The sequence below is a fragment of the Glacieibacterium frigidum genome, from assembly GCF_007097155.1.
Taxonomy (GTDB): Bacteria; Pseudomonadota; Alphaproteobacteria; order Sphingomonadales; family Sphingomonadaceae; genus Glacieibacterium; species Glacieibacterium frigidum.
This window is the reverse complement of record NZ_VJWA01000002.1, coordinates 520,960-538,799: the sequence shown is the minus strand read 5'-3', so window position 1 is coordinate 538,799 and position 17,840 is coordinate 520,960. Positions and strand designations below refer to the sequence as shown.

General features: G+C 69.4%; 17 protein-coding genes. 5 read left to right on the top strand and 12 right to left on the bottom strand.

Annotation, left to right across the window (positions count from 1 at the left end; all coding sequences use genetic code 11):
• Positions 1-11: 11 nt before the first annotated feature.
• Positions 12-536: a DUF3598 domain-containing protein gene (locus FMM06_RS12100; RefSeq protein WP_144237648.1), complete on the top strand. Its 525-nt coding sequence runs from the start codon at positions 12-14 to the stop codon at positions 534-536.
• Between the two features lie 11 nt (positions 537-547).
• Complete coding sequence (locus FMM06_RS12095; RefSeq protein ID WP_144237647.1) at positions 548-1,564, top strand: zinc-dependent alcohol dehydrogenase family protein; 1,017 nt, start codon at positions 548-550, stop codon at positions 1,562-1,564.
• A gap of 6 nt (positions 1,565-1,570) precedes the next feature.
• Here the strand turns inward: FMM06_RS12095 and FMM06_RS12090 are convergent, their stop codons facing one another.
• Genes FMM06_RS12090 through FMM06_RS12075 form a run of 4 tightly spaced genes read right to left on the bottom strand, consistent with a single transcriptional unit; the run spans position 1,571 to position 5,247 of the window.
• A complete protein-coding gene (locus FMM06_RS12090; RefSeq protein ID WP_144237646.1) occupies positions 1,571-1,930 on the bottom strand; it encodes a c-type cytochrome in 360 nt (119 codons plus the stop codon).
• Positions 1,927-2,871 (bottom strand): alpha/beta fold hydrolase, encoded by a 945-nt coding sequence (locus FMM06_RS12085; RefSeq protein WP_144237645.1) that lies wholly within the window; start codon positions 2,869-2,871, stop codon positions 1,927-1,929. The genes FMM06_RS12090 and FMM06_RS12085 overlap by 4 nt, the downstream gene beginning before the upstream one ends.
• Positions 2,868-3,905, bottom strand: a complete 1,038-nt coding sequence (locus FMM06_RS12080) for a DUF3089 domain-containing protein (RefSeq protein WP_144237644.1) — start codon at positions 3,903-3,905, stop codon at positions 2,868-2,870. The genes FMM06_RS12085 and FMM06_RS12080 overlap by 4 nt, the downstream gene beginning before the upstream one ends.
• Position 3,906: 1 nt before the next feature.
• Positions 3,907-5,247, bottom strand: coding sequence for an MFS transporter (locus FMM06_RS12075; protein ID WP_144237643.1), 1,341 nt, complete (start codon positions 5,245-5,247; stop codon positions 3,907-3,909).
• A 208-nt stretch (positions 5,248-5,455) separates the two neighbouring features.
• On the opposite strand from FMM06_RS12075, the gene FMM06_RS12070 reads away from it, so the two are divergent.
• From FMM06_RS12070 to FMM06_RS12060, 3 genes are read left to right on the top strand one after another with little or no spacing between them, the layout of a single operon-like run.
• Positions 5,456-6,340, top strand: coding sequence for an alpha/beta fold hydrolase (locus FMM06_RS12070; RefSeq protein ID WP_144237642.1), 885 nt, complete (start codon positions 5,456-5,458; stop codon positions 6,338-6,340).
• A gap of 26 nt (positions 6,341-6,366) precedes the next feature.
• Entirely contained in the window at positions 6,367-6,660 is a 294-nt protein-coding gene (locus FMM06_RS12065) for a DUF1330 domain-containing protein (RefSeq protein WP_144237641.1), read from the top strand.
• 2 nt (positions 6,661-6,662) lie between these two features.
• Positions 6,663-7,865: an FAD-dependent oxidoreductase gene (locus FMM06_RS12060; protein WP_144237640.1), complete on the top strand. Its 1,203-nt coding sequence runs from the start codon at positions 6,663-6,665 to the stop codon at positions 7,863-7,865.
• On the opposite strand, the gene FMM06_RS12055 is transcribed toward FMM06_RS12060, so the two are convergent.
• From FMM06_RS12055 to FMM06_RS12020, 8 genes are all read right to left on the bottom strand, one after another.
• Positions 7,862-8,659 carry an IclR family transcriptional regulator domain-containing protein gene (locus FMM06_RS12055; RefSeq protein ID WP_144237639.1) on the bottom strand — a complete coding sequence of 266 codons (798 nt, stop codon included), beginning with the start codon at positions 8,657-8,659 and terminating at the stop codon, positions 7,862-7,864. The genes FMM06_RS12060 and FMM06_RS12055 overlap by 4 nt on opposite strands.
• A gap of 87 nt (positions 8,660-8,746) precedes the next feature.
• Complete coding sequence (locus FMM06_RS12050) at positions 8,747-9,370, bottom strand: isochorismatase family protein (protein WP_144237638.1); 624 nt, start codon at positions 9,368-9,370, stop codon at positions 8,747-8,749.
• Positions 9,367-11,232, bottom strand: coding sequence for a hydantoinase B/oxoprolinase family protein (locus tag FMM06_RS12045; protein ID WP_144237637.1), 1,866 nt, complete (start codon positions 11,230-11,232; stop codon positions 9,367-9,369). The genes FMM06_RS12050 and FMM06_RS12045 overlap by 4 nt, the downstream gene beginning before the upstream one ends.
• Positions 11,233-11,244: 12 nt before the next feature.
• A complete protein-coding gene (locus FMM06_RS12040) occupies positions 11,245-13,293 on the bottom strand; it encodes a hydantoinase/oxoprolinase family protein (protein WP_144237636.1) in 2,049 nt (682 codons plus the stop codon).
• Between the two features lie 12 nt (positions 13,294-13,305).
• Entirely contained in the window at positions 13,306-14,808 is a 1,503-nt protein-coding gene (locus FMM06_RS12035) for an aldehyde dehydrogenase family protein (protein WP_144237635.1), read from the bottom strand.
• Positions 14,809-14,917: 109 nt separating this feature from the next.
• Positions 14,918-16,072: an FAD-dependent monooxygenase gene (locus FMM06_RS12030; RefSeq protein WP_144237634.1), complete on the bottom strand. Its 1,155-nt coding sequence runs from the start codon at positions 16,070-16,072 to the stop codon at positions 14,918-14,920.
• Positions 16,072-16,986 carry a polysaccharide deacetylase family protein gene (locus tag FMM06_RS12025; protein ID WP_144237633.1) on the bottom strand — a complete coding sequence of 305 codons (915 nt, stop codon included), beginning with the start codon at positions 16,984-16,986 and terminating at the stop codon, positions 16,072-16,074. The genes FMM06_RS12030 and FMM06_RS12025 overlap by 1 nt, the downstream gene beginning before the upstream one ends.
• A gap of 12 nt (positions 16,987-16,998) precedes the next feature.
• Entirely contained in the window at positions 16,999-17,757 is a 759-nt protein-coding gene (locus FMM06_RS12020) for a maleate cis-trans isomerase family protein (protein ID WP_144237632.1), read from the bottom strand.
• Positions 17,758-17,840 lie beyond the last annotated feature (83 nt).

The window sequence follows — 17,840 nt, the reverse complement described above, 5'->3', positions numbered from 1 at the left end:
GGGGAAAGCACATGGTCAACAAGGTCTCGCAGCCGGGCATCCGGGAAGCCATGCCGCTGCTCGTCAGCAACGAGGGCGTGTGGGAGGGCTGGTACCGCTATTATGACGCGCACACCGGCGCGATGACCGACCAGCACCGCTCGCGCTTGTTCTGCCGCTTCATCGGCGAGCCCGGCGCGGAGGAATATCACCAGACCAATCACTATTTCTGGGAAGACGGCCGCGTCGAGGTCCGCGACTTTCCGGCGTGGTACGAGAATGGCCGGATCTGGTGGGACAACGAGCTGATCACCGGCTGGGCGGCGGCGATGCAGCCCGACGATTACAACCGCTCGACCTGCCTCAACTGGACGCGCCAGGCCGAGCCCGGGATCTATCTGTACGAGATGATCCAGGTGAACGAGGACCGCACCAAGCGCGCTCGCACGTGGCAGTGGTTCCGCGACGGCGAATGCTATCAGCGCACGCTGATCGACGAGCGGTTCGTGACGAAGGACTGGGCGAACTTCACCGACACGGCGGCCCCGCGGAACTGAGGAGCGCGACGTTGAGAGCCTATCAGATCGGCCCGCAGACGGGTCTCGCCTCGCTGACCGCGACGACGCGGCCCGACCCCGTCGCGGGGCCCGGCGAGGTCGTGCTCAAGGTACGGCTGGTCGGCCTCAACCACCGCGACCTACTCGTGCTGGAAGGGACGTACGGCGCGCGCCGGCCCGAGGACCGGATCCCGATGTCGGAGGGCATCGGCGAGGTCGTCGCGGTGGGGGAGGGCGTGACGACGGTGAAGCCCGGCGACCGGGCGATCTTCGCGCATTTCGTGACGTGGCTCGACGGCGACTTCTCGCCGTCCGCCTTCGCGACCGACCTCGGCATAACCCACGACGGCTGGCTCGCCGAGCAGATCAAGGTGCCAGGCGTCGCGCTGATGCCGGTGCCCGACGCAGTCAGCGACGAGCAGGCGATCCTCGCGTCGGCGGCCCTCACGGCATGGCATGCGCTGGTCGAGGTCGGTGCGATGAAGCCCGGCGACTTGGTGCTGGCCCTCGGCACGGGGGGCGTCTCGATCTATGCGCTCAAGATCGCCAAGGCTGCTGGTGCGCGGGTGGCGATCACCTCGTCGAGCGACGCGAAGCTCGACCTCGCGCGGTCGCTGGGGGCGGACATCTGCATCAACTACCGGACGACGCCCGACTGGGCGGCCGAACTGCTGGCACAGACCGGCGGCAAGGGCGCCGACATCATCGTCGAGACCGGCGGGCAGGCGACGCTGAGCCAGTCGATCACCGCGTCTGCCGCCAATGCGCGGATCGTGCTGATCGGCGGGCTGGGCGGGGCGGCGACGAGCGGCCTGCCCAATTTCGGCACGATCATCGGCAAGAACCTGACGATCAAGGGCATCGCCGAGGGCAGCCGGGCGATGCTGGTGCGCCTGCTTCGCGCGGTCGAGACGAGCGGCATCGCGCCGGTGGTCGACAAGGTGTTCGGCTTCGACGAGGCGCCTGCCGCCTATGCGTACCTGAAGGGCGGGGCGCACGTCGGCAAGGTGCTGATCAAGCTCGACTGACGGCCGTCACTTGGCCTTGAGGGTCGCGAGATAGGCGATCACGTCGTCGCGGCCCTTCTGCGTCGCGATGCCGGGGAAGGTCATCTTGTTGCCGGGGACGAGCACCCCGGGCTTGGTCAGGAACTTGTCGAGGTTCTCAGGGGTCCAGGTGAGACCCGAGGCGATCAGCGCCGGCGAGTAGGTATAGCCGCTGCGCTGCGCCGCCTTCGCCCCGACGATGCCGCTGAGGTTCGGCCCGATGCCGTTGCGGTCGCCCTGCGTGTGGCAGGCGCGGCACTGCAGGAACAGCCGCGCGCCGACGGCGGGGTCCCCGGCGGCGATGGCCGGGGTCGCGGTCGCAAGGGCCAGAATAATCAGGGTCTTCATCCGGTCCGTCCTTCGTCCAGGAATGTCTTTGCCTCGGCCGCCGACTGCGGTCCGCATTCGATCGGCATCATGTGCCCGCAGTTCGCGACGACCCGCAGCCGTTTGTCGGTCGAGCCTAGGCGCTGCAAGGTGGCGCGCCCGTGAACGTCGAGCGTCGTCTCGGGGTCGCGGTCCGACCACAGCACCAGCGTCGGCACGCGGATCGCGGCGAGATCGGCGGGCGTTCCCGCGAACGGCACGACGCCCTGTTCACGCGGCGCGCGACGATGGAACTGCGTGCGGTTGTTGAGGTCGCTCCACTCCGCGACGAGCGCGGGCGTGACCTTCGCCGGCTCGGCGAAATTCTTCTTCAGGATCTCGCGCCAGAACATGCGCATGTGCCAGCCGCCGAGATACTGGTCGACCCAGAGCGCCACGCGGAAACGCCAGCTATGATCCGGTTCGCGCGCGCCCATCGGACCCGCGGCGATATTCGAGAGGATCAGGCGGCGCACCCGCTCGGGGTGCCGTGCCGCGAAGGCCGCGGCGGCCTCCCCCGCGCTCGACGTCGCCGCGAGGTCGAAGCGCTCAATGCCAAGGCGCGTCGCGAGGTCGCCGATCAGCTTCGCCTCGTCGCTCCTGCCCCCCGGCGGGGACCCGCTCAGCCCATTTGACGGGCGGTCGAAGCGGATGACGCGGTGGCCGGGGGTCAGCGCGCGCACCCAGTCGTCCCACATCCGCAGGCTGCCGAACGAGCCGTGCACCAGCATAACCGCCGGCCCTTCGCCCTGATCGACATAGTGGATGGCTTGGCCATCGATGGTGACGAACTTCGACTGCGCGCTGCCATAGCGGGCGCGCAAGTCGGCCTCGCCCGGCGTCAACCAGCCCTGCCGCGCCGCGACCAGAACCCCGGCCGCCAGCGCCAGTACGAGGGCCAGCAGAACAACCGCTCGCTTCAACGCCGCGCCTTCAGCCACGCCTGCGTCCGCAGCACCGCGTTGGCGCGCACGTCGGCATAGAACAACCCGAAATCGTGATAGTGGAGGCTGCCCCCGGGCAGCGCCTTCAGCTCGAGCGCCGGGTTCGGCGTGGCGACCAGAAACCCCTGCTCGCACCGTGCCGCGACGGCGTGCGGGACCAGCGGCCGGATCGGGCCTGCACCCGGATCGCCGGGCACCGCGCCGCGGCTGCGCTCGGCATCGGCCGACGGTTGCGCGCGGTCGAAGGTCAGCGGGTTGACGCACAATGTGGTCTTGCCCGCCTCGGCGTGGAAGCGGTCGAGATAGGCCTGTTCGGACCGCTTTGCCGCTGCCGCGAGATCTGTGCTCGGCAGCACGGCGTTCCACTGCACCATGCACCCCGTCTGCGCCGGGCGGTCGCAGATGGGCACTTTCTTGATCGTTCGACCAAATTCGCCCTCGGCGACGTTCATGCCGACCGCGTAGGTGGCGATCAGCCGTTTCGCGAGCGGCGTCCCGTCGATGCGCCGCTCGACAAGCCGCGCCACCATCAGCCCGCCCTGGCTATGGCCTGCGAGGATGAACGGGCGGCCGCGATTGGCGCGCAGGAAGACGTCGAAGGCGCGCTCGATGTCGCCATAGGCGAGGTCGAGCGCGCGGTCGCGGCCGTCGTCCTTGCTGAGGAACGATGCCTGACGGTAGCGCGGCGCGAACACCCGGCAGCAGGCGTTGAAGGCGCTCGCCTGGCGCGCGATGCTGCTCGCGTCGGTCCAGGCATTGGTCGCGGCGTCGCCGGCATCCTGGTTCCACTGCGTCGTCGTGCGGAACGTCGTCGGGTGGATGAAGAACACGTCGGCCGGCGGCCGGCGGGCAGCCGGCGTCGCACCCTCGGGCACCGCCGCGCTGGCCCCGGGACCCGCGGGTCCGGCCGCCCAGAAGGCCGCGAGGGCATAGTCGGGCGCAGGCGGCGGGGTCTGCTCGGCGAAGGCCACCGGCACCGACGCCGCGGCGAGCAGGAGGAGGTGGCCGATCATCTCAGTTCCTGTTCCAGCGCGTCATGATCAGCGCGCCGATGACGTTGAGCGCGGCGGGCGCGAGGCCGAACGCCGCCATCACGCCGATCAGCGCGGTTGGCGACTGCGGCAGGCCCGCCACCGCCTTCGCCGAGTCGAACCCGAACGCCGAGAGCATCAGCCCGACGAGGAGGGTGCCGCCCAGCGCGAAGGCGATCTTGTCGCTGGCGATCCACGCCGCGGAATACAGCCCGGCGTGGCGATCGTCGTCGCTCGCGATGTCGGACATCATCGAGAAGCCCAGCATCGTCCAGCCGGCGTTGCCGACGGCCATGACGAACGACAGGGCGTACGCGGCAAGCGTCCCCCAGCCGGCGGCGAACGCCCACACCGCGTAGGTTGCGGCAAAGAGCAGCGTGGCCGCGATATAGGCGCGGCGCTTGCCGATGCGCGCGGCGACCTGCACCCACAGCGGCTGCGACACGACGATGCCGACGCACGCCGCCATCACGATACCGCCGATCAGCTGGAAGGCGTCGCTCCGCCCCATGTTGTAGGTCAGGAAGTACAGCAGCGAGGCATAGCCCATGCCCGCACCCGTCAGCTGCAGCAGGTTCGCCGACAGCAGGACCGAGAAGCGGGGCACGAGCAGCACGCCGAGCGCCGCGCGGGGCGACAGGCGGGTGCGCGTCTCCGCTGGCGCGACATAGGCGCTCTGCGCGGACGCATGCCCGACCCCGAAGAAGGCGATGACCAGCGCGACCGGGCAAATGATGGCGAGCACCAGCGCCATCGTCTCGTACGCCGCCTGCCCGCCGCCCTGCGCCTGGATGATCGCGGGCGCAAGCATGCCGGAGATCAGGACGCCTGCGGCAGTGAACACCAGCCGCCACGCCATGATGACATTGCGCTGCCGCGGATCGGACGTCAGCTCGCCCGAGATCGCCAGATAGGGCACCGAGAAGCTGGCGAAGACCGCCATGTACAGGCTGAACACACCCGCCACATAGGCGACGCGCAGCCCCGTCGAGCCTTCGGGCACGTGGAACAGCAGCACCATCGCCACCGGTGCGCCGAAGGCTCCGGCGAGCAGCCAGTAGCGGCGCGCGATGCGGTGCCGCCAGCGGTCGGAGAACACCCCGACGAGCATGTCGCAACCGACGCCCCACACCAGCTTGGGCACGAAGATCGCCACCCCCGCGACCGCGGGCGCGATGCCGAGCACCGTCGTCATGAAGAACAGCAGCAGCAGCGACGGCACGTCGCGGAAGATCTGGCCCGCGATCTGCCCGACGCCGTAGCCGAGCTGCGCGCCGAGCCCCAGCGTGCTGGCGGGCCGGATGCTGCCGGCCGCGGCGGTCATCGCCACGCGCACCTGTCAGGATATCCGCAAACGCTCATCGGCCAGAACCCTTGTCGGCAGACAGTTACGGTCCCGATCAAACGCCATGGAAGCCGGCGACGCCAGTGTTGCGCGGCGATGTACTCGCGTGTCGGACATTCGCCAGCCTGCGTCCCGGCCGGGCGGCACGGCGCGCTAGACCGGCTTCCCGCACCACGAGGGAAGCGCGATGATCATCCGACGCGGCTTCGCCGACCTGGCGCACGGCCAGATGCATTACCGCAGCGCCGGTTCGGGACCGCCGCTCGTTCTCCTGCACATGTCGCCGGGCAGTTCGCGCCAGCAGCTCGGGCTGATCGCCGGGCTCGCCGACCGCTTCACCGTCCATGCCCCCGACACGCCGGGCAACGGCGACAGTCCCGCGCTGCCGGTCGCGGAGCCGACGATCGTCGATCTGGCGCACGCCATGCTCGGCTTCATCGATGCGCTCGGGCTGGACCGGATCGCGCTCTACGGGTCGCACACCGGCGCGGCGATCACGGCGGAGCTCGCCGTGCTGGCACCTGGCCGCATCGACCGGCTGATCCTCGACGGCGTCCAGCGGCTGACCGACGCCGCGCGGGCCGAGATGCTGGCGCGCTATGCCGACCCGTTTACGCCCGACCTCGACGGCGCCTGGCTGGCGCGCGCTTTTCAGTTCTGCCGCGACCAGTCGCTATTCTACCCCTGGTACGAGCGCAGCCGTGCCGCGCGGCGCAGCGGCGGGCTGCCGTCCGCCGAGGCCCTCGGCGCACTGGTTACCGAGGTGCTGAAGGCGGGCGAGACCTATCACCGCAACTATCACGCTGCGTTTCGCTGGGAGGCGGCGGCGCGCCTGCCGCTGGTTGCGATCCCGGCGCTGCTGATCGCAGCGGCGGACGATCCGCTGTGCGACGACACGCGGGCGCTCACCCCGCTGGTGTCGGGCGCGACCTTCACCGAGCTGCCGCGCTACGACGACCCCGACCATGCTTGGGCGCGGATCGCCGCAATCCAAGCCTTCGCGGACGCGACTTATCGACAGGCGGAGAAACCCGGCGCGAGCGAAGATTGCCCGCCCGCCCCCGGCCTATGACGGGCCATCGCATTCAGGGTGGCGACATGGCGGCTTACATCGTGGCGACAGTGACGATCACCGATCCGGTGCGCTTCGCCGACTATGCGAAGGGCATCGCGGGCCTGAGCGAACGCTTCGGCGGCGAGGCGCTGGTCAAGGGCGGCGTCACCGCCGTGCTGGAGGGCGACGCCGCGGTCGGCGAGCGCGTCGTCGTCACCCGCTTTCCCGATGGCGCGGCAGCGCGCGCCTATATCGCGTCGCCCGACTATCGCGCCGCCAGCGTGCACCGTGTGGATGCCGCGACCGTGACAATCCGGCTGCTCGAAGACCCGGCCTGAGGATGACCGTCAGGACCCGCGTGCTCGTCGTCGGTGCCGGCCCCGTGGGAGCCGTCGCGGCCTATCGGCTGGCGGAGATGGGCGTCGATGTCGTCCTGATCGAGGCGAGCCCCGACTGCCCCGAGGACATGCGCGCCTCGACCTTCCACCCGCCGTCGCTCGACATGATGGAGGAACTCGGCATCCTCGACGCGCTGCTGGCGCAGGGGCTGAAGGCGCCGATCTACCAGTATCGCAACCGGCGCAGCGGCAACATCATCCAGCTCGATCTGACCGAGATCGCCGACGTGACGCGCCACCCGTTCCGCCTGCAGTGCGAGCAGTACAAGCTGGCGCGGCTGCTCAGCGATCGGCTGGCGGATCACCCGCACGGCCAGGTGCTGTTCAACCGCCGGCTGCTGCACATCGAGCAGGGGGCGGGCGGCGTCGTCGTCCATGTCGAGGGGCCGATGGCGGTCGAGCGCTTCGAGTGCGAGTATCTGGTCGGGGCCGACGGCGCGAACTCGACCGTGCGCAAGTGGCTCGACATCAGCTTCGATGGTTTCACCTATCCCGAACGCTTTCTGACGCTGTCGACCGCCTTCCCGATCGAGGCGCATTTCACCGACCTCGCCAACGTCAACTACATGGCCGACGCCGACGAGTGGTGCGTCCTGCTGCGCGTGCCCACGCTGTGGCGCGTGCTGGTGCCAGCGGACGCGGGCGAGACCGACGCCGGCCTGTTGTCCGACGCCAAGAAGTCGCGGGTGTTCAGCGGGCTGGTCGGCGACGGCGCAGGCGTCGCGACCTATCACCGGACGCTGTATCGCGTGCACCAGCGCGTCGCGGAGACCTTCCGGCGCGGCCGCGTCCTGCTGGTCGGCGATGCCGCGCACCTCAACAACCCGCTCGGCGGCTTCGGCATGAATTCGGGGCTGCACGACGCGTGGAACCTGACCGCCAAGCTGCGCGACATCCTGCTGGACGGCGCCGAGCCCGAGGAGCGGCTGTCGCTCTACGACCGCCAGCGCCGGACCATCGCGTCCGAATTCGTGCAGGAGCAGACGATCCAGAACAAGGCGGCGATGGAAGCGCTCAACGGCGGCGGCAAGACCGCGCAGGAGATAAAGCTGGAGGCGCTGCTCGGCGACGACGAACGGCGGCGGACCTACCTGATGCGCCAGGCGATGATCCTCAGCCTGCAGCGCGAGGCGGAGATCGTCTAGGCGGCGACCGCGACGTTCCCGCGCGACAACTCGGCCTCGATCGCCGCGGCCGATGCCTTCAGCGGATCGACGAACTGGCGCACCGCGTCGGCCATCTTGATCGCCGACGAGAAGAACGCCAGCGTCAGGCACCCGGCGACATGCCCGCCCTCGAAGATCGGCACGGCGATCGACGAGGTCTTGCCCGGGTTCGCGGTGAAGGTGTTGTTGCCCCGCGTCGCATAGCCCTGGGCGCGGATTTCGGCCGCAAGGCCCTCCTTCTCCAGCAGCGTGATGATGTGCGTCGAGGTCGCGTTGCGCATCAGCTTGAGCGACTGGAGGATGTTGCTCTGCTCCTCGGGCGGCAGATGCGCGAGATAGACCAGCCCCGCCGCGCACTCGAGCACGGGGAGCGTATAGCCCGGATAATAATGGTTGAAGGTCAGCGAGGTCAGCGCGTGCGTCGAATCGCGGATGACCATCGAGTGGCCGATGTGCGTCGACAGCGAGATCGGCCAGCCGACGTGTCGCGTCAGCTCGACGATATGCGCGCGCGCCGCCTGGACCAGCGGGGCGTGGCCCTGGAAGCCGTACGCAAGCGTCTGGATCAGCGCCGTCGGGCGATAGCGTTTGCGCGCCGGCTCGCGCTCGATCAGGCCTTCGAACAGCAAGGTCTGCACGATCCGGCAGGCGGTCGGGTAGGGCACCTCCGACGTGCGCGCGATCTGCATCATCGACAGCGAGCCGCCGCGATTGACCGCCTGCAGCACGGCGATGCCGCGGCTCAACGATCGGATCGGGACGCCTTTTTCCATCGTCAGCGACTCTCCAGCCTGGGCTGGTAGTCTATCCGTAATATTTCGGCGCGCGACCGAATTTTGTGCGGGCGTAATCATTGCTCGCTAGCGCCGGGCGATCAGCGCCAGCGCGGCGGCCTCGTCGATCACCTCGGCATATTTGGCCTGCAGGTCGAACAGGTTGGCGTCGTGCGGCGTGGCGTGACGGTCGCCGCACGCATCGGCGACGACCATTGGCACGAAGCCGTGCTGGAGCGCATCGAGCGCCGTCGCGCGCACGCAGCCCGAGGTTGAGAAGCCGGTGATGAACAAAGTGTCGACCCCGAGCGCGGTCAGCGTCGACGCTAGCGACGAGCCGAAGAAGGCCGAGGCGTATTGCTTGGAGACGACGATCTCGCTGGGGAGCGGCTGCAGGCTCGGCGGGAAAGCGCCCATCGGCGACCCGCGCACGAAGGCCTTGAGCGCCGGCACCTTGCGGTAGAACAGCCCGCCGTCGACGCCGCCCGGCGCATAGACGACGTTGGTGAAGACCACGGGGATCCCCGCCCCGCGCGCCGCCGCGAGCAGCCGCTCGTTCGACGCCAGCGCCGCCTCGACCCCGGCGTAGAGTGGCGAGGCCGGGTCGAGATACGCCATCACGACATCGACGATCAGCAGCGCGGGGCGCTTGCCAGGCTGCAGATGCCCGTCGAAGGCACCGGCATAGTTCGCCGCGAGGTCGCCGGTCATGCCGCGACGCGCCACACCGGCTGCTTCGGCGCGGGCAGGCCGGTCTCGGCGAGGCAGTTGGCGCGCAGCGTCTCGATATCGCTGCCATGGTCGAACACCGGCAGCACCGCGGGGCGGCTGGCGCGCATGTCGGCCCGCAAAGCCGTGGTCGCGGCCGCATCGACGGCTCCGCCCGCGATCACCACGCCGTAGCGCCGCGCACCGCCAACCGTCACCAGTCCTTGCCCGACCTCCTTCAGCACCAGCGCGGGGTCGCGTTCGAGCGCATCGCCCCAGCCCCCGCCGCCCCAGGTGACGAAGTGCAGCACGTCGCCCGCCGCGACGGGCAGGTTCTCGACCTTGTTGCCGACGACCCGCTCGGTCCCGTCCGCCGAGACGAGCAGCTTGCGTGCCCGCGCGCCGGGCTCGCCGCCGTTGACGCCCCAGGGGTGGACGAACCAGCGGTCGTCGTGGATCGCGATCATGCCGGGTTCGAGGAAGCGGTACACCATGTCGATGCCGTTGCCGCCGCGGTGCAGCCCCGCCCCGCCCGAGTCCGCCAGCGTCTCGTACCGCTCGATGACCAGCGGGAAATAGCGCTCGAGGAACTCGTTCGGCACGTTGGTGAAGTTGGGGAACAGCGAATGCCCGTCGGGCCCGTCGCCGAGCGGCCGCCCTGGAATGCCGCCGAAGCCGATCTGGAACAGCTGGAAATATTTCCCCTGCGCGTCGACACCCGAATAAAACAGGTGCGGCGACGACGAGAAGCCCGCGGCGTTCAGGAACTCGGGCGTCTTCTGCCCCAGCAGCCCGCCGAGCACGTCGAAGATCCGCCCCAGCGCATGCGTCCGCCCCGACAGCGCCGCTGGAAACGCCGGCTTGAGCAGCGAGCCTTCCGGAATCCGCACGTCGATCAGGTCGTAATAGCCGTCGTTGAACAGGATCTGCGGATCGAAGATCATGATCATGTAGATCCCGAAGAACATCCGCATCATGTTCTCGTTGAGGAAGAAGTTGATCGACCCCGACGACTGCGGGTCGGTGCCGGCAAAATCGAGCACTACCCGGCCGTTCTCGCGCCACATCGTGCAGCGGATCTTGTAGGGGCCGTAGCCGAGCCCGTCGTCGCAGATATAATCCTCGAAGCTGACGGGTGCCTCGCCGATCGACGTCTCGATCAGTGCCTTCATCGCGCGGTGGTTGCGCGCCAGCAGCTCCTCGGTTGCGGACACGAACACGTCGTCGCCGAAGCGCTCGCACATCTCGACGAGGCGGCGGGACGCGACCCGGCACGCGGCGATCAGCGCGTTGAGGTCGGCGGCGCACCATTCCGGCGTGCGCGTCTGCGTCATCACCAGCTTTATCAGGTCTTCGTTGTAGACGCCCGCCTTCCAGATCTTGACCGGCGGGATGCGCACCCCCTCCTGATAGATCGTCGTCGCGTCGATCGGCATCGATCCGGGCACCATGCCGCCGATGTCGGACTGGTGGCCGAACATCGAGGTGTAGGCGATCAGCCGGCCGTCCTTGAAGACGGGGAGCAGTACCAGCCAGTCGTTCGAATGGCTGATCGCGCCGCCGACCGAATAGGGATCGGACAGGAAGATCATGTCGCCGTCCTCGATCGTGCCGTCATAGCCTTCGAGGAACGGCCCGATATAGCTGCCGAACTGGCCGACGATCATGCGGCCCTGGTGGTCGGCGATCAGCGGGAAGGCGTCACCCTGCTCGCGGATGCCCGGCGACATCGCGGTGCGGACGAGGGTCGTGTCCATCTCGACCCGCGCGTTGCGCAGCGCGTTCTCCATGATGTCGAGGGTGACGGGATCGATCGGCACATGGACGAACGGGCGGGGATCGGTCTCGATGATGCGGGTCGGCATGGCAGTTCCCCTTCAGGCCGGATTGATCAGGATGTTGCCGACCGCGTCGACCACCCCGACACAGTCGTTCTCGATCAGCGTCGTCGAGTCCATCTCGGTGACGATCGCCGGCCCCGCGATCCTGTCCCCGGCGCGCAGCCGGGCGCGGTCGTAGATCACCGCCGGCCGCAGCGCGCCGCCGATCCACACCTCATGGTCGCGCAGCTTAGCCGCGGCGGGGTCCCCATTGCCCTGCTCGAGCTGCGCCGCCGGCAAGTCGAGCGCCTGGCCGAGCGCCACGGCGCGCAGGTTCACGATCTCGTGCTCGCTCGCCATGTTGAACGTGAACAGCCGGCGATGCTCGGCGTCGAAGCGCGCGATCAGCCCCTCCAGCCCGTCGCGGCGCAGCGTCTCGGCATCGATCGTCATCGGCACCTCGAACGCCTGGCCGGCGTAGCGCACGTCGACCTCGAACAGGCTGGTGATGTCGGCCTCGGCGATCCCGTCGGCGGCGAGCTCGGCGCCCGTCAGCGCCGCCATCTCGTCGAGCGCCGCGATGATCGCCGCCGCACTCGTCGCGCAGGCGAGCTGCGAGAAGGACCGCGCGGTCTCGGTCCGCATCCGCGTCGTCGCGTCGCCGAGCGCGCAGAGCACGCCGGGTGACACCGGCGACACCGCGGGCCACGACCCCATCAGCCGCGCGACCGCGTTGACGTGGAGCGGACCGGCGCCGCCGAAGCCCATCAGCGCGAAGTGGCGCGGGTCATAGCCCTGCTGGACCGAGATCATCCGCAGCGCGCCGAACATGTTTTCGTTGACGATATCGATGATGCCGCGCGCCGCCGCCATCAGGTCGATGCCGAGCGCGTCGGCGATGGTCTGCACCGCCCGCGTCGCCCCCGGCCGGTCGAGCTTGAAGGTGCCGCCAAGCAGCGCCTCGGGCAGATAGCCGAGCACGACATTGGCGTCGGTGACCGTCGGCAGCACGCCGCCCTTGCCGTAGGCGACCGGGCCCGGCACCGCGCCCGCCGACTGCGGCCCGACCCTGAGTGCACCCGTCAGTTCGGGGACATAGGCGATCGACCCGCCGCCCGCGCCGACCGTCTTCACGTCGAGCGAGGAGGCGCGCACGCTCAGGTGCCCGACCTCGGTCGTCCGCACGCGGCGCGGCTCGAGATTCTCGATCAGTGCGACGTCGGTCGAGGTGCCGCCGACATCGAGCGTCAGGATATTGCGCAGACCGCTGTTCCTGCCGACCCACAGCGCGCCCGTCACGCCGCCCGCCGGACCCGACATCAGCAGCGACACCGGGTGCGCCTCGGCCTTTTCGGACGACATCAGCCCACCGTCGGAGCGCAGCAGCGACAGCTTGCCCGCCATGCCCGTCGCCGCGAGCTTGTCGCGCAGGTTGCGGACGTAGCGGCTGACGATCGGGCGCACCGCGGCGTTGGCGACGGTGGTCAGCGTGCGCTCGTACTCCTGCATCTCGGGCAGGACCTCGTGGCTCAGCGACACCGACACGCCGGGCAGGATCTTGGCGGCAAGCTCCCCGATGCGGCTCTCGTGCGCACCGTTGAGATAGGCGTTGATCAGCGACACGGTGATCGCCTCGACGCCCTGATCCTTCAGGCGGGTGAGCGCGGCGCGGACACTGGCCTCGTCGAGCGGTCGCAGCTCCCGGCCCTGCGCGCCCATGCGCCCGCCGACCTCGACCGTGTCCTCGAGCGCCGCGAGCGGCACGGGCTTGGGCCAGACGATCCAGCCGGCCAGCCCGCCGGGAACGAAGCTGCGCGCGATCTGCATGATCTGGCGGTAGCCTTCGGTGACGATCAGCCCGACGCGCGCCCCCTTGCCCTCCAGCACGGCGTTGGTCGCAACGGTAGTGCCGTGCAGGAAGATCTCGACGTCGCTGGGGCCGATCCCGGCGGCGGCGCACACCGCCTCGACGCCGGTCAGGATGCCGACCGAGCTGTCGGCGGGCGTCGACGGCGTCTTGTGGCGCCAGAACGCGCCCGATTGCTCGTCGAACAGCAGCAGGTCGGTGAACGTGCCGCCGACATCGACCCCAAGGCGGTACGTCATGCCCAGCTCCCTCTACAATCTCACCGTGACGGCCTTGGTCTCGAGATACTGATCGAGCCCCTCGCGGCCGAACTCGCGACCCCAGCCCGACTGGCGGTAGCCACCGAACGGGATGTTGGGCCCGACCGCGCCGTGGCAGTTGACCGAGACGTGGCCGGAGCGGATGCGCCCCGCCATGCGGTGTGCGGTCGACAGGTCGCGCGTCCAGACGCTGCCCGACAGGCCGAAGATACTGTCGTTGGCGCGCGCCGCCAGTGTGTCGAGATCGTCGTCGCCGAAGCGCTGGATCGCCATGACGGGGCCGAAGATCTCCTCGCGCACGATCCTCATGTCGGGGCGGCAGTCGGTGAAGATCGTCGGTTGGACGAAATTGCCGGGGCCGGGCAGGGCCTCGCCCCCAGCGGCAAGCGTCGCGCCGCTGGCGATGCCGTCGGCGATATAGGCCTCGACCCGGCTGCGCTGCCTTGCGGAGATCAGCGGCCCGACATCGGTCGCGGGATCGAGGCCGTGGCCGATCCGCATCGCCGCGACATGAGCGACAAGGCCGTCGACCAGCCGGTCGTGGATGCTCTCGTGGACGAAGATGCGCGTCCCCGCCATGCAGTTCTGGCCCTGCAGGAAGAAGGTCGCCGCCGCGACGCCGGGAACGGCGAGGTCGAGGTCGGCGTCGCCGAACACCATCACCGGTGACTTGCCGCCGAGTTCGAGCGAGACCTTCTTCAGCGTGTCGGCCGCCGCGCGAACGATCGCCTTGCCGACGTCGCTCGACCCCGTGAAGCTGATCTTGTCGACGTCCGGGTGCGCAACCAGCGCCGCGCCGGCGGTGGCACCGCGCCCGTTGACGATATTGACCACCCCGTCGGGAAAGCCCGCCTGCTGGATCAGCTCGCCGAGCAGCAGCGCCGACAGCGGCGTATCCTCGGCGGGCTTGAGCACGACGGTGCACCCGGCCGCGAGCGCCGGCGGTAGCTTGAGGCACGCCATCGACAGCGGCACGTTCCACGGGATGATCTGGCCGACGACGCCGACGGGCTCGCGCAGCGTATAGGTCAGCGCCTCGCCGACGAAGGCCGGGGGTGTGGTGGTGGTCCCCTCGATGCGCTCCGCCCAGCCGGCGTAATAGTCCCACATCTGTGCGGCCATGCCGCTGGTCCTCTCCGCCAGCGCGATCGGCATGCCGTTGTCGAGCACCTCGAGCTCGGCAAATGTCCGGACATTGGCCTCGATCAGCGCCGCCAGCCGCCGCATCAGGCGCGCGCGCTCGAACCCCGACAGGCGGCTCCACGGCCCCTCGAACGCCGCGCGCGCCGCCGCGACCGCGCGGTCGATATCCTGCGCATCGCCGATCGCGACGCGCGCCAGCACGCGGCCGGTCGCGGGGTCCGACGTCGCCAGCGTCTCGCCCGCCGTGCCGTCGACCCAGTGTCCGCCGATCAGCAGGCGCAGCGGCTTGGCAAGGAACGCCCGCGTCGCCGCGCCGACCTGGTCCGAAAGCGGGCTTTGCGGGTCGAACATGCGGGCAGGGGGCTTTCGCGGGAAGCGGGAGACTGTCGCCAAACTGACCCGATCCGTACCGGTGCCGCACCGGCCGCCGCGAAACTTGTCGTCAGTCGGATAGGCTCCGTCAGACCGTTACGGTCCCCGCGTCATAGGCGAACAGGCCGAGCGTCTCCTCGTTGCGCAGCTTGGTCATGCCGAACAGGTCGGCGTCGCTGCCCTGCAGCCGGTCGGCGTTGGCGTTCGATTCGAGCTGGATCATGCTCGTGCGTTCGATCCGCGCGGCTTCGTAACGCGCCAGCCCCTCGGCCCGGGTGCCCGCGGCCGCCAGCGCGCGCGCCAGGACGACGGCGTCCTCGATGGCGCTCGATGCGCCTTGGCCCATGAAGGGCGTCATCGCGTGCGCAGCATCCCCGAGCAAGGTGATGCGGTCGCCGATCGTCCAGCGGGTCAGGGGTGCGCGCGCGTTGATCGCCCATTTGAACAGCCGCGCCTCGTCGGTGCGCGCGATCAGCAGCTGGAGGGTGTCGTTCCAGCCGGCGAACAGCGCCTCCAGCTCGGCTCGGCGCGCGGGGATCGTCCAGCCCTCGTCGCTCCACCCTGCCTGCCGTCCGAAGAACACGAGGTTGAGCAGGCTGCCGCCGCGCAGCGGATACCAGACCGCGAGCCGCCCGGGGCCGATGAAGTTGCCGGGATTGTCGGCGAGGTCGCGAAGCGCGGCGTCGACGGGCACCAGCGCGCGCCACGCGACATGCCCGGTGAAATGGGCGGGCGCGGGATCGAACAGCTGGCGGACGACCGACTTGAGCCCGTCCGCACCGACGACGAGTTCGCCGCCGACGACGCCCCCGTCGCTCAGCGTCACCCGGGCCTCGTCCCCGTCGATCCCCGCCGCGACGACGGCGGCTCCGCAATGCAGCCGGCCGCCGTTCGCCGCGACCGCGTCGACGAGGATGGCGTGCAGGTCGGCGCGGTGGGTGTAGAGATAGGGCGCGCCGTACAGGTCGCGCATCCGCGTGCCGCGATCGAGCGTCATCAGCACGCGGCCGTCCTGCCAGTGGCGCACCTGCTGCCGCGTCGGCTCGACCGACTGCGCGGCGATGGCGTCGGCCACGCCCAGATACGCGAACGCGGTCATCGCATTGGGGGCGAGCGTCACGCCCGCGCCGATGTCGGCAAAGGCGGGTGCCGCCTCGAAGACGTCGACCTCGAAGCCGTGCCTGAGCAGCGCGATCGCCGCGGTCAGTCCGCCGATGCCGCCGCCGGCGATCAGGACGCGCATCAGCCGAGCTGCCCCGGGATGTGGCTCTCGTGGTTCGCCAGATACCAGTCGGCGATCTCCTCGCGGGTCGCCCACCACACGCCCGGCAGCGACTTCGCGTGCTCGATGAACTCGCGCAGCGCGCGGATGCGGTGCGCGCGGCCCGAGACGTGGGGATGCAGTCCGACGTTCATGATCCGCCCCGTCGTGGCGCCTTCGGCGTACAGCACGTCGAGCTCCTCGATCAGCGCGTCGCGGAACTGGTCGGTGGTGTAGTTCTTGCGGGTGATGAAGGTGAAGTCGTTGATCTCGTTCGAATAGGGCACCGAGACGATCGGCCCGTGCGGGGTGCGCAGCAGGTACGGCTGATCGTCGTTCATGATGTCGCAGTAGAAGGTCGCGCCATATTCGGCGAGGATGTCGGCGGTCTGCAGCGTGCCGCGCAGCGACGACGACAGCCAGCCTTTCGACCGGCGCCCGGTAAAGCGTTCGAATTGGTCGAGCGTCCGCAGCACGACCTCGCGCTCCTTCGCCGGGTCGCTGGCGAAATCGGTCAGCAGCTCGCCCTGCTCCCAATTATGGGTCAGCAGCTCCCAGCCGCGCGCCAGCACCGCGTCGGTCATCGCCTTGCGCCGCTCGAAGGTGACCGCGTTGGTCGTGCACGACGCCTTGACGCCGAGCGCGTCGAACAGCTCGAACAGCCGCCAGATGCCGACCCGCTGGCCGTATTCGCGCCAGCTGTAGTTGGGAAAGTCGGGCACGTTGCCGGGTAGGATATCGGGCAGGATCGACGGCCCGCCGGCGTAATAGGGCCGGTCGGTATCCTTGGTCAGGTCCCAGGTTTCGAGGTTGAAGGTCAGGATCAGCGCGACCCGCGCGCCGTTCGGCCAGCGCAGCGGCAGACGCTCGGGCAGCGGGATATAGTCATAGTCCATCGCCCGCACCCCTCAGCAATTGGCCAGCAGATGGCCGAAGCCGTCCATCTGGTCGGCGATACCCATGGTCCTGAGCGCATGCCAATAGGTCGCGGTATTGATCGCGATGACTGGCTTTTCGAGCCAGAACTCGGCCGCCGCCGCGACTTCGGCGAAGGCGAGGTTGGTGCCGGCCTGGATGATCGCATCGACCCCTTCCGACACTTGAATCGCGGCGCGCTTCAGCACCTGCCTGCTCTCGTGCGCGATCAGCATCGGCGACGGCGACTTGAGGCCGACGAGGTTGACCACCTCATAGCCCTGGTCCTCGAAGAACTTGCGGACGTTGGCATCGCCGACCGGCATGTAGGGGGTGATGATGCCGATGCGCCGGATCGCGCCGTGGGTCGCGGCATAGGCCTTGATCGCCGCGTCGACCGCGGTCGACCCCATGATCACCGGCAGCCCGCCGGCGCGCTCGACGAGTCTGCGGTGCAGCCGCTCGGCGCCCTCGGCACCGTCCCAGAAGGTCTCCGCCGACATGCCCATGACGATGCACCCCGGGTCCATCGACAGCGAAACGTCGACTGCGTCGAAGGTCGCGGCGCGGATGGTCTCGAGCATCACCATGAAGCTGGCGTCGTCGGTGACCCGCGTGTCGGGGATCGCGATGCGCGAGAAATGATTGGTCACGCCGCGCGGCTGCATCGCGGCATATTCGGGCTCGACGCTGGTGTTGGTCGACGGTGCGACGACCGCGAACTTCATGCGGTAGCCAAGCGAGTCGGTCATGGTTTCCAGCCCCGAACCTGAAATCTGGAACGGACCCTAGGCCGCAGCGGCGCGCGACGGAGGGCCCAGCCGCGATCTGGCCA

Excerpts from the sequence above, each read along its gene's own strand:
- FMM06_RS12035 (WP_144237635.1), bottom strand. The coding sequence starts at position 14,808 with ATGTTCGACCCGCAAAGCCCGCTTTCGGACCAGGTCGGCGCGGCGACG.
- FMM06_RS12055 (WP_144237639.1), bottom strand. The coding sequence starts at position 8,659 with ATGGAAAAAGGCGTCCCGATCCGATCGTTGAGCCGCGGCATCGCCGTG.
- FMM06_RS12050 (WP_144237638.1), bottom strand. The coding sequence starts at position 9,370 with ATGACCGGCGACCTCGCGGCGAACTATGCCGGTGCCTTCGACGGGCAT.
- FMM06_RS12060 (WP_144237640.1), top strand. The coding sequence starts at position 6,663 with ATGACCGTCAGGACCCGCGTGCTCGTCGTCGGTGCCGGCCCCGTGGGA.
- FMM06_RS12020 (WP_144237632.1), bottom strand. The coding sequence starts at position 17,757 with ATGACCGACTCGCTTGGCTACCGCATGAAGTTCGCGGTCGTCGCACCG.
- FMM06_RS12045 (WP_144237637.1), bottom strand. The coding sequence starts at position 11,232 with ATGCCGACCCGCATCATCGAGACCGATCCCCGCCCGTTCGTCCATGTG.
- FMM06_RS12090 (WP_144237646.1), bottom strand. The coding sequence starts at position 1,930 with ATGAAGACCCTGATTATTCTGGCCCTTGCGACCGCGACCCCGGCCATC.
- FMM06_RS12070 (WP_144237642.1), top strand. The coding sequence starts at position 5,456 with ATGATCATCCGACGCGGCTTCGCCGACCTGGCGCACGGCCAGATGCAT.
- FMM06_RS12075 (WP_144237643.1), bottom strand. The coding sequence starts at position 5,247 with ATGACCGCCGCGGCCGGCAGCATCCGGCCCGCCAGCACGCTGGGGCTC.
- FMM06_RS12100 (WP_144237648.1), top strand. The coding sequence starts at position 12 with ATGGTCAACAAGGTCTCGCAGCCGGGCATCCGGGAAGCCATGCCGCTG.
- FMM06_RS12030 (WP_144237634.1), bottom strand. The coding sequence starts at position 16,072 with ATGCGCGTCCTGATCGCCGGCGGCGGCATCGGCGGACTGACCGCGGCG.
- FMM06_RS12080 (WP_144237644.1), bottom strand. The coding sequence starts at position 3,905 with ATGATCGGCCACCTCCTCCTGCTCGCCGCGGCGTCGGTGCCGGTGGCC.
- FMM06_RS12040 (WP_144237636.1), bottom strand. The coding sequence starts at position 13,293 with ATGACGTACCGCCTTGGGGTCGATGTCGGCGGCACGTTCACCGACCTG.
- FMM06_RS12025 (WP_144237633.1), bottom strand. The coding sequence starts at position 16,986 with ATGGACTATGACTATATCCCGCTGCCCGAGCGTCTGCCGCTGCGCTGG.
- FMM06_RS12065 (WP_144237641.1), top strand. The coding sequence starts at position 6,367 with ATGGCGGCTTACATCGTGGCGACAGTGACGATCACCGATCCGGTGCGC.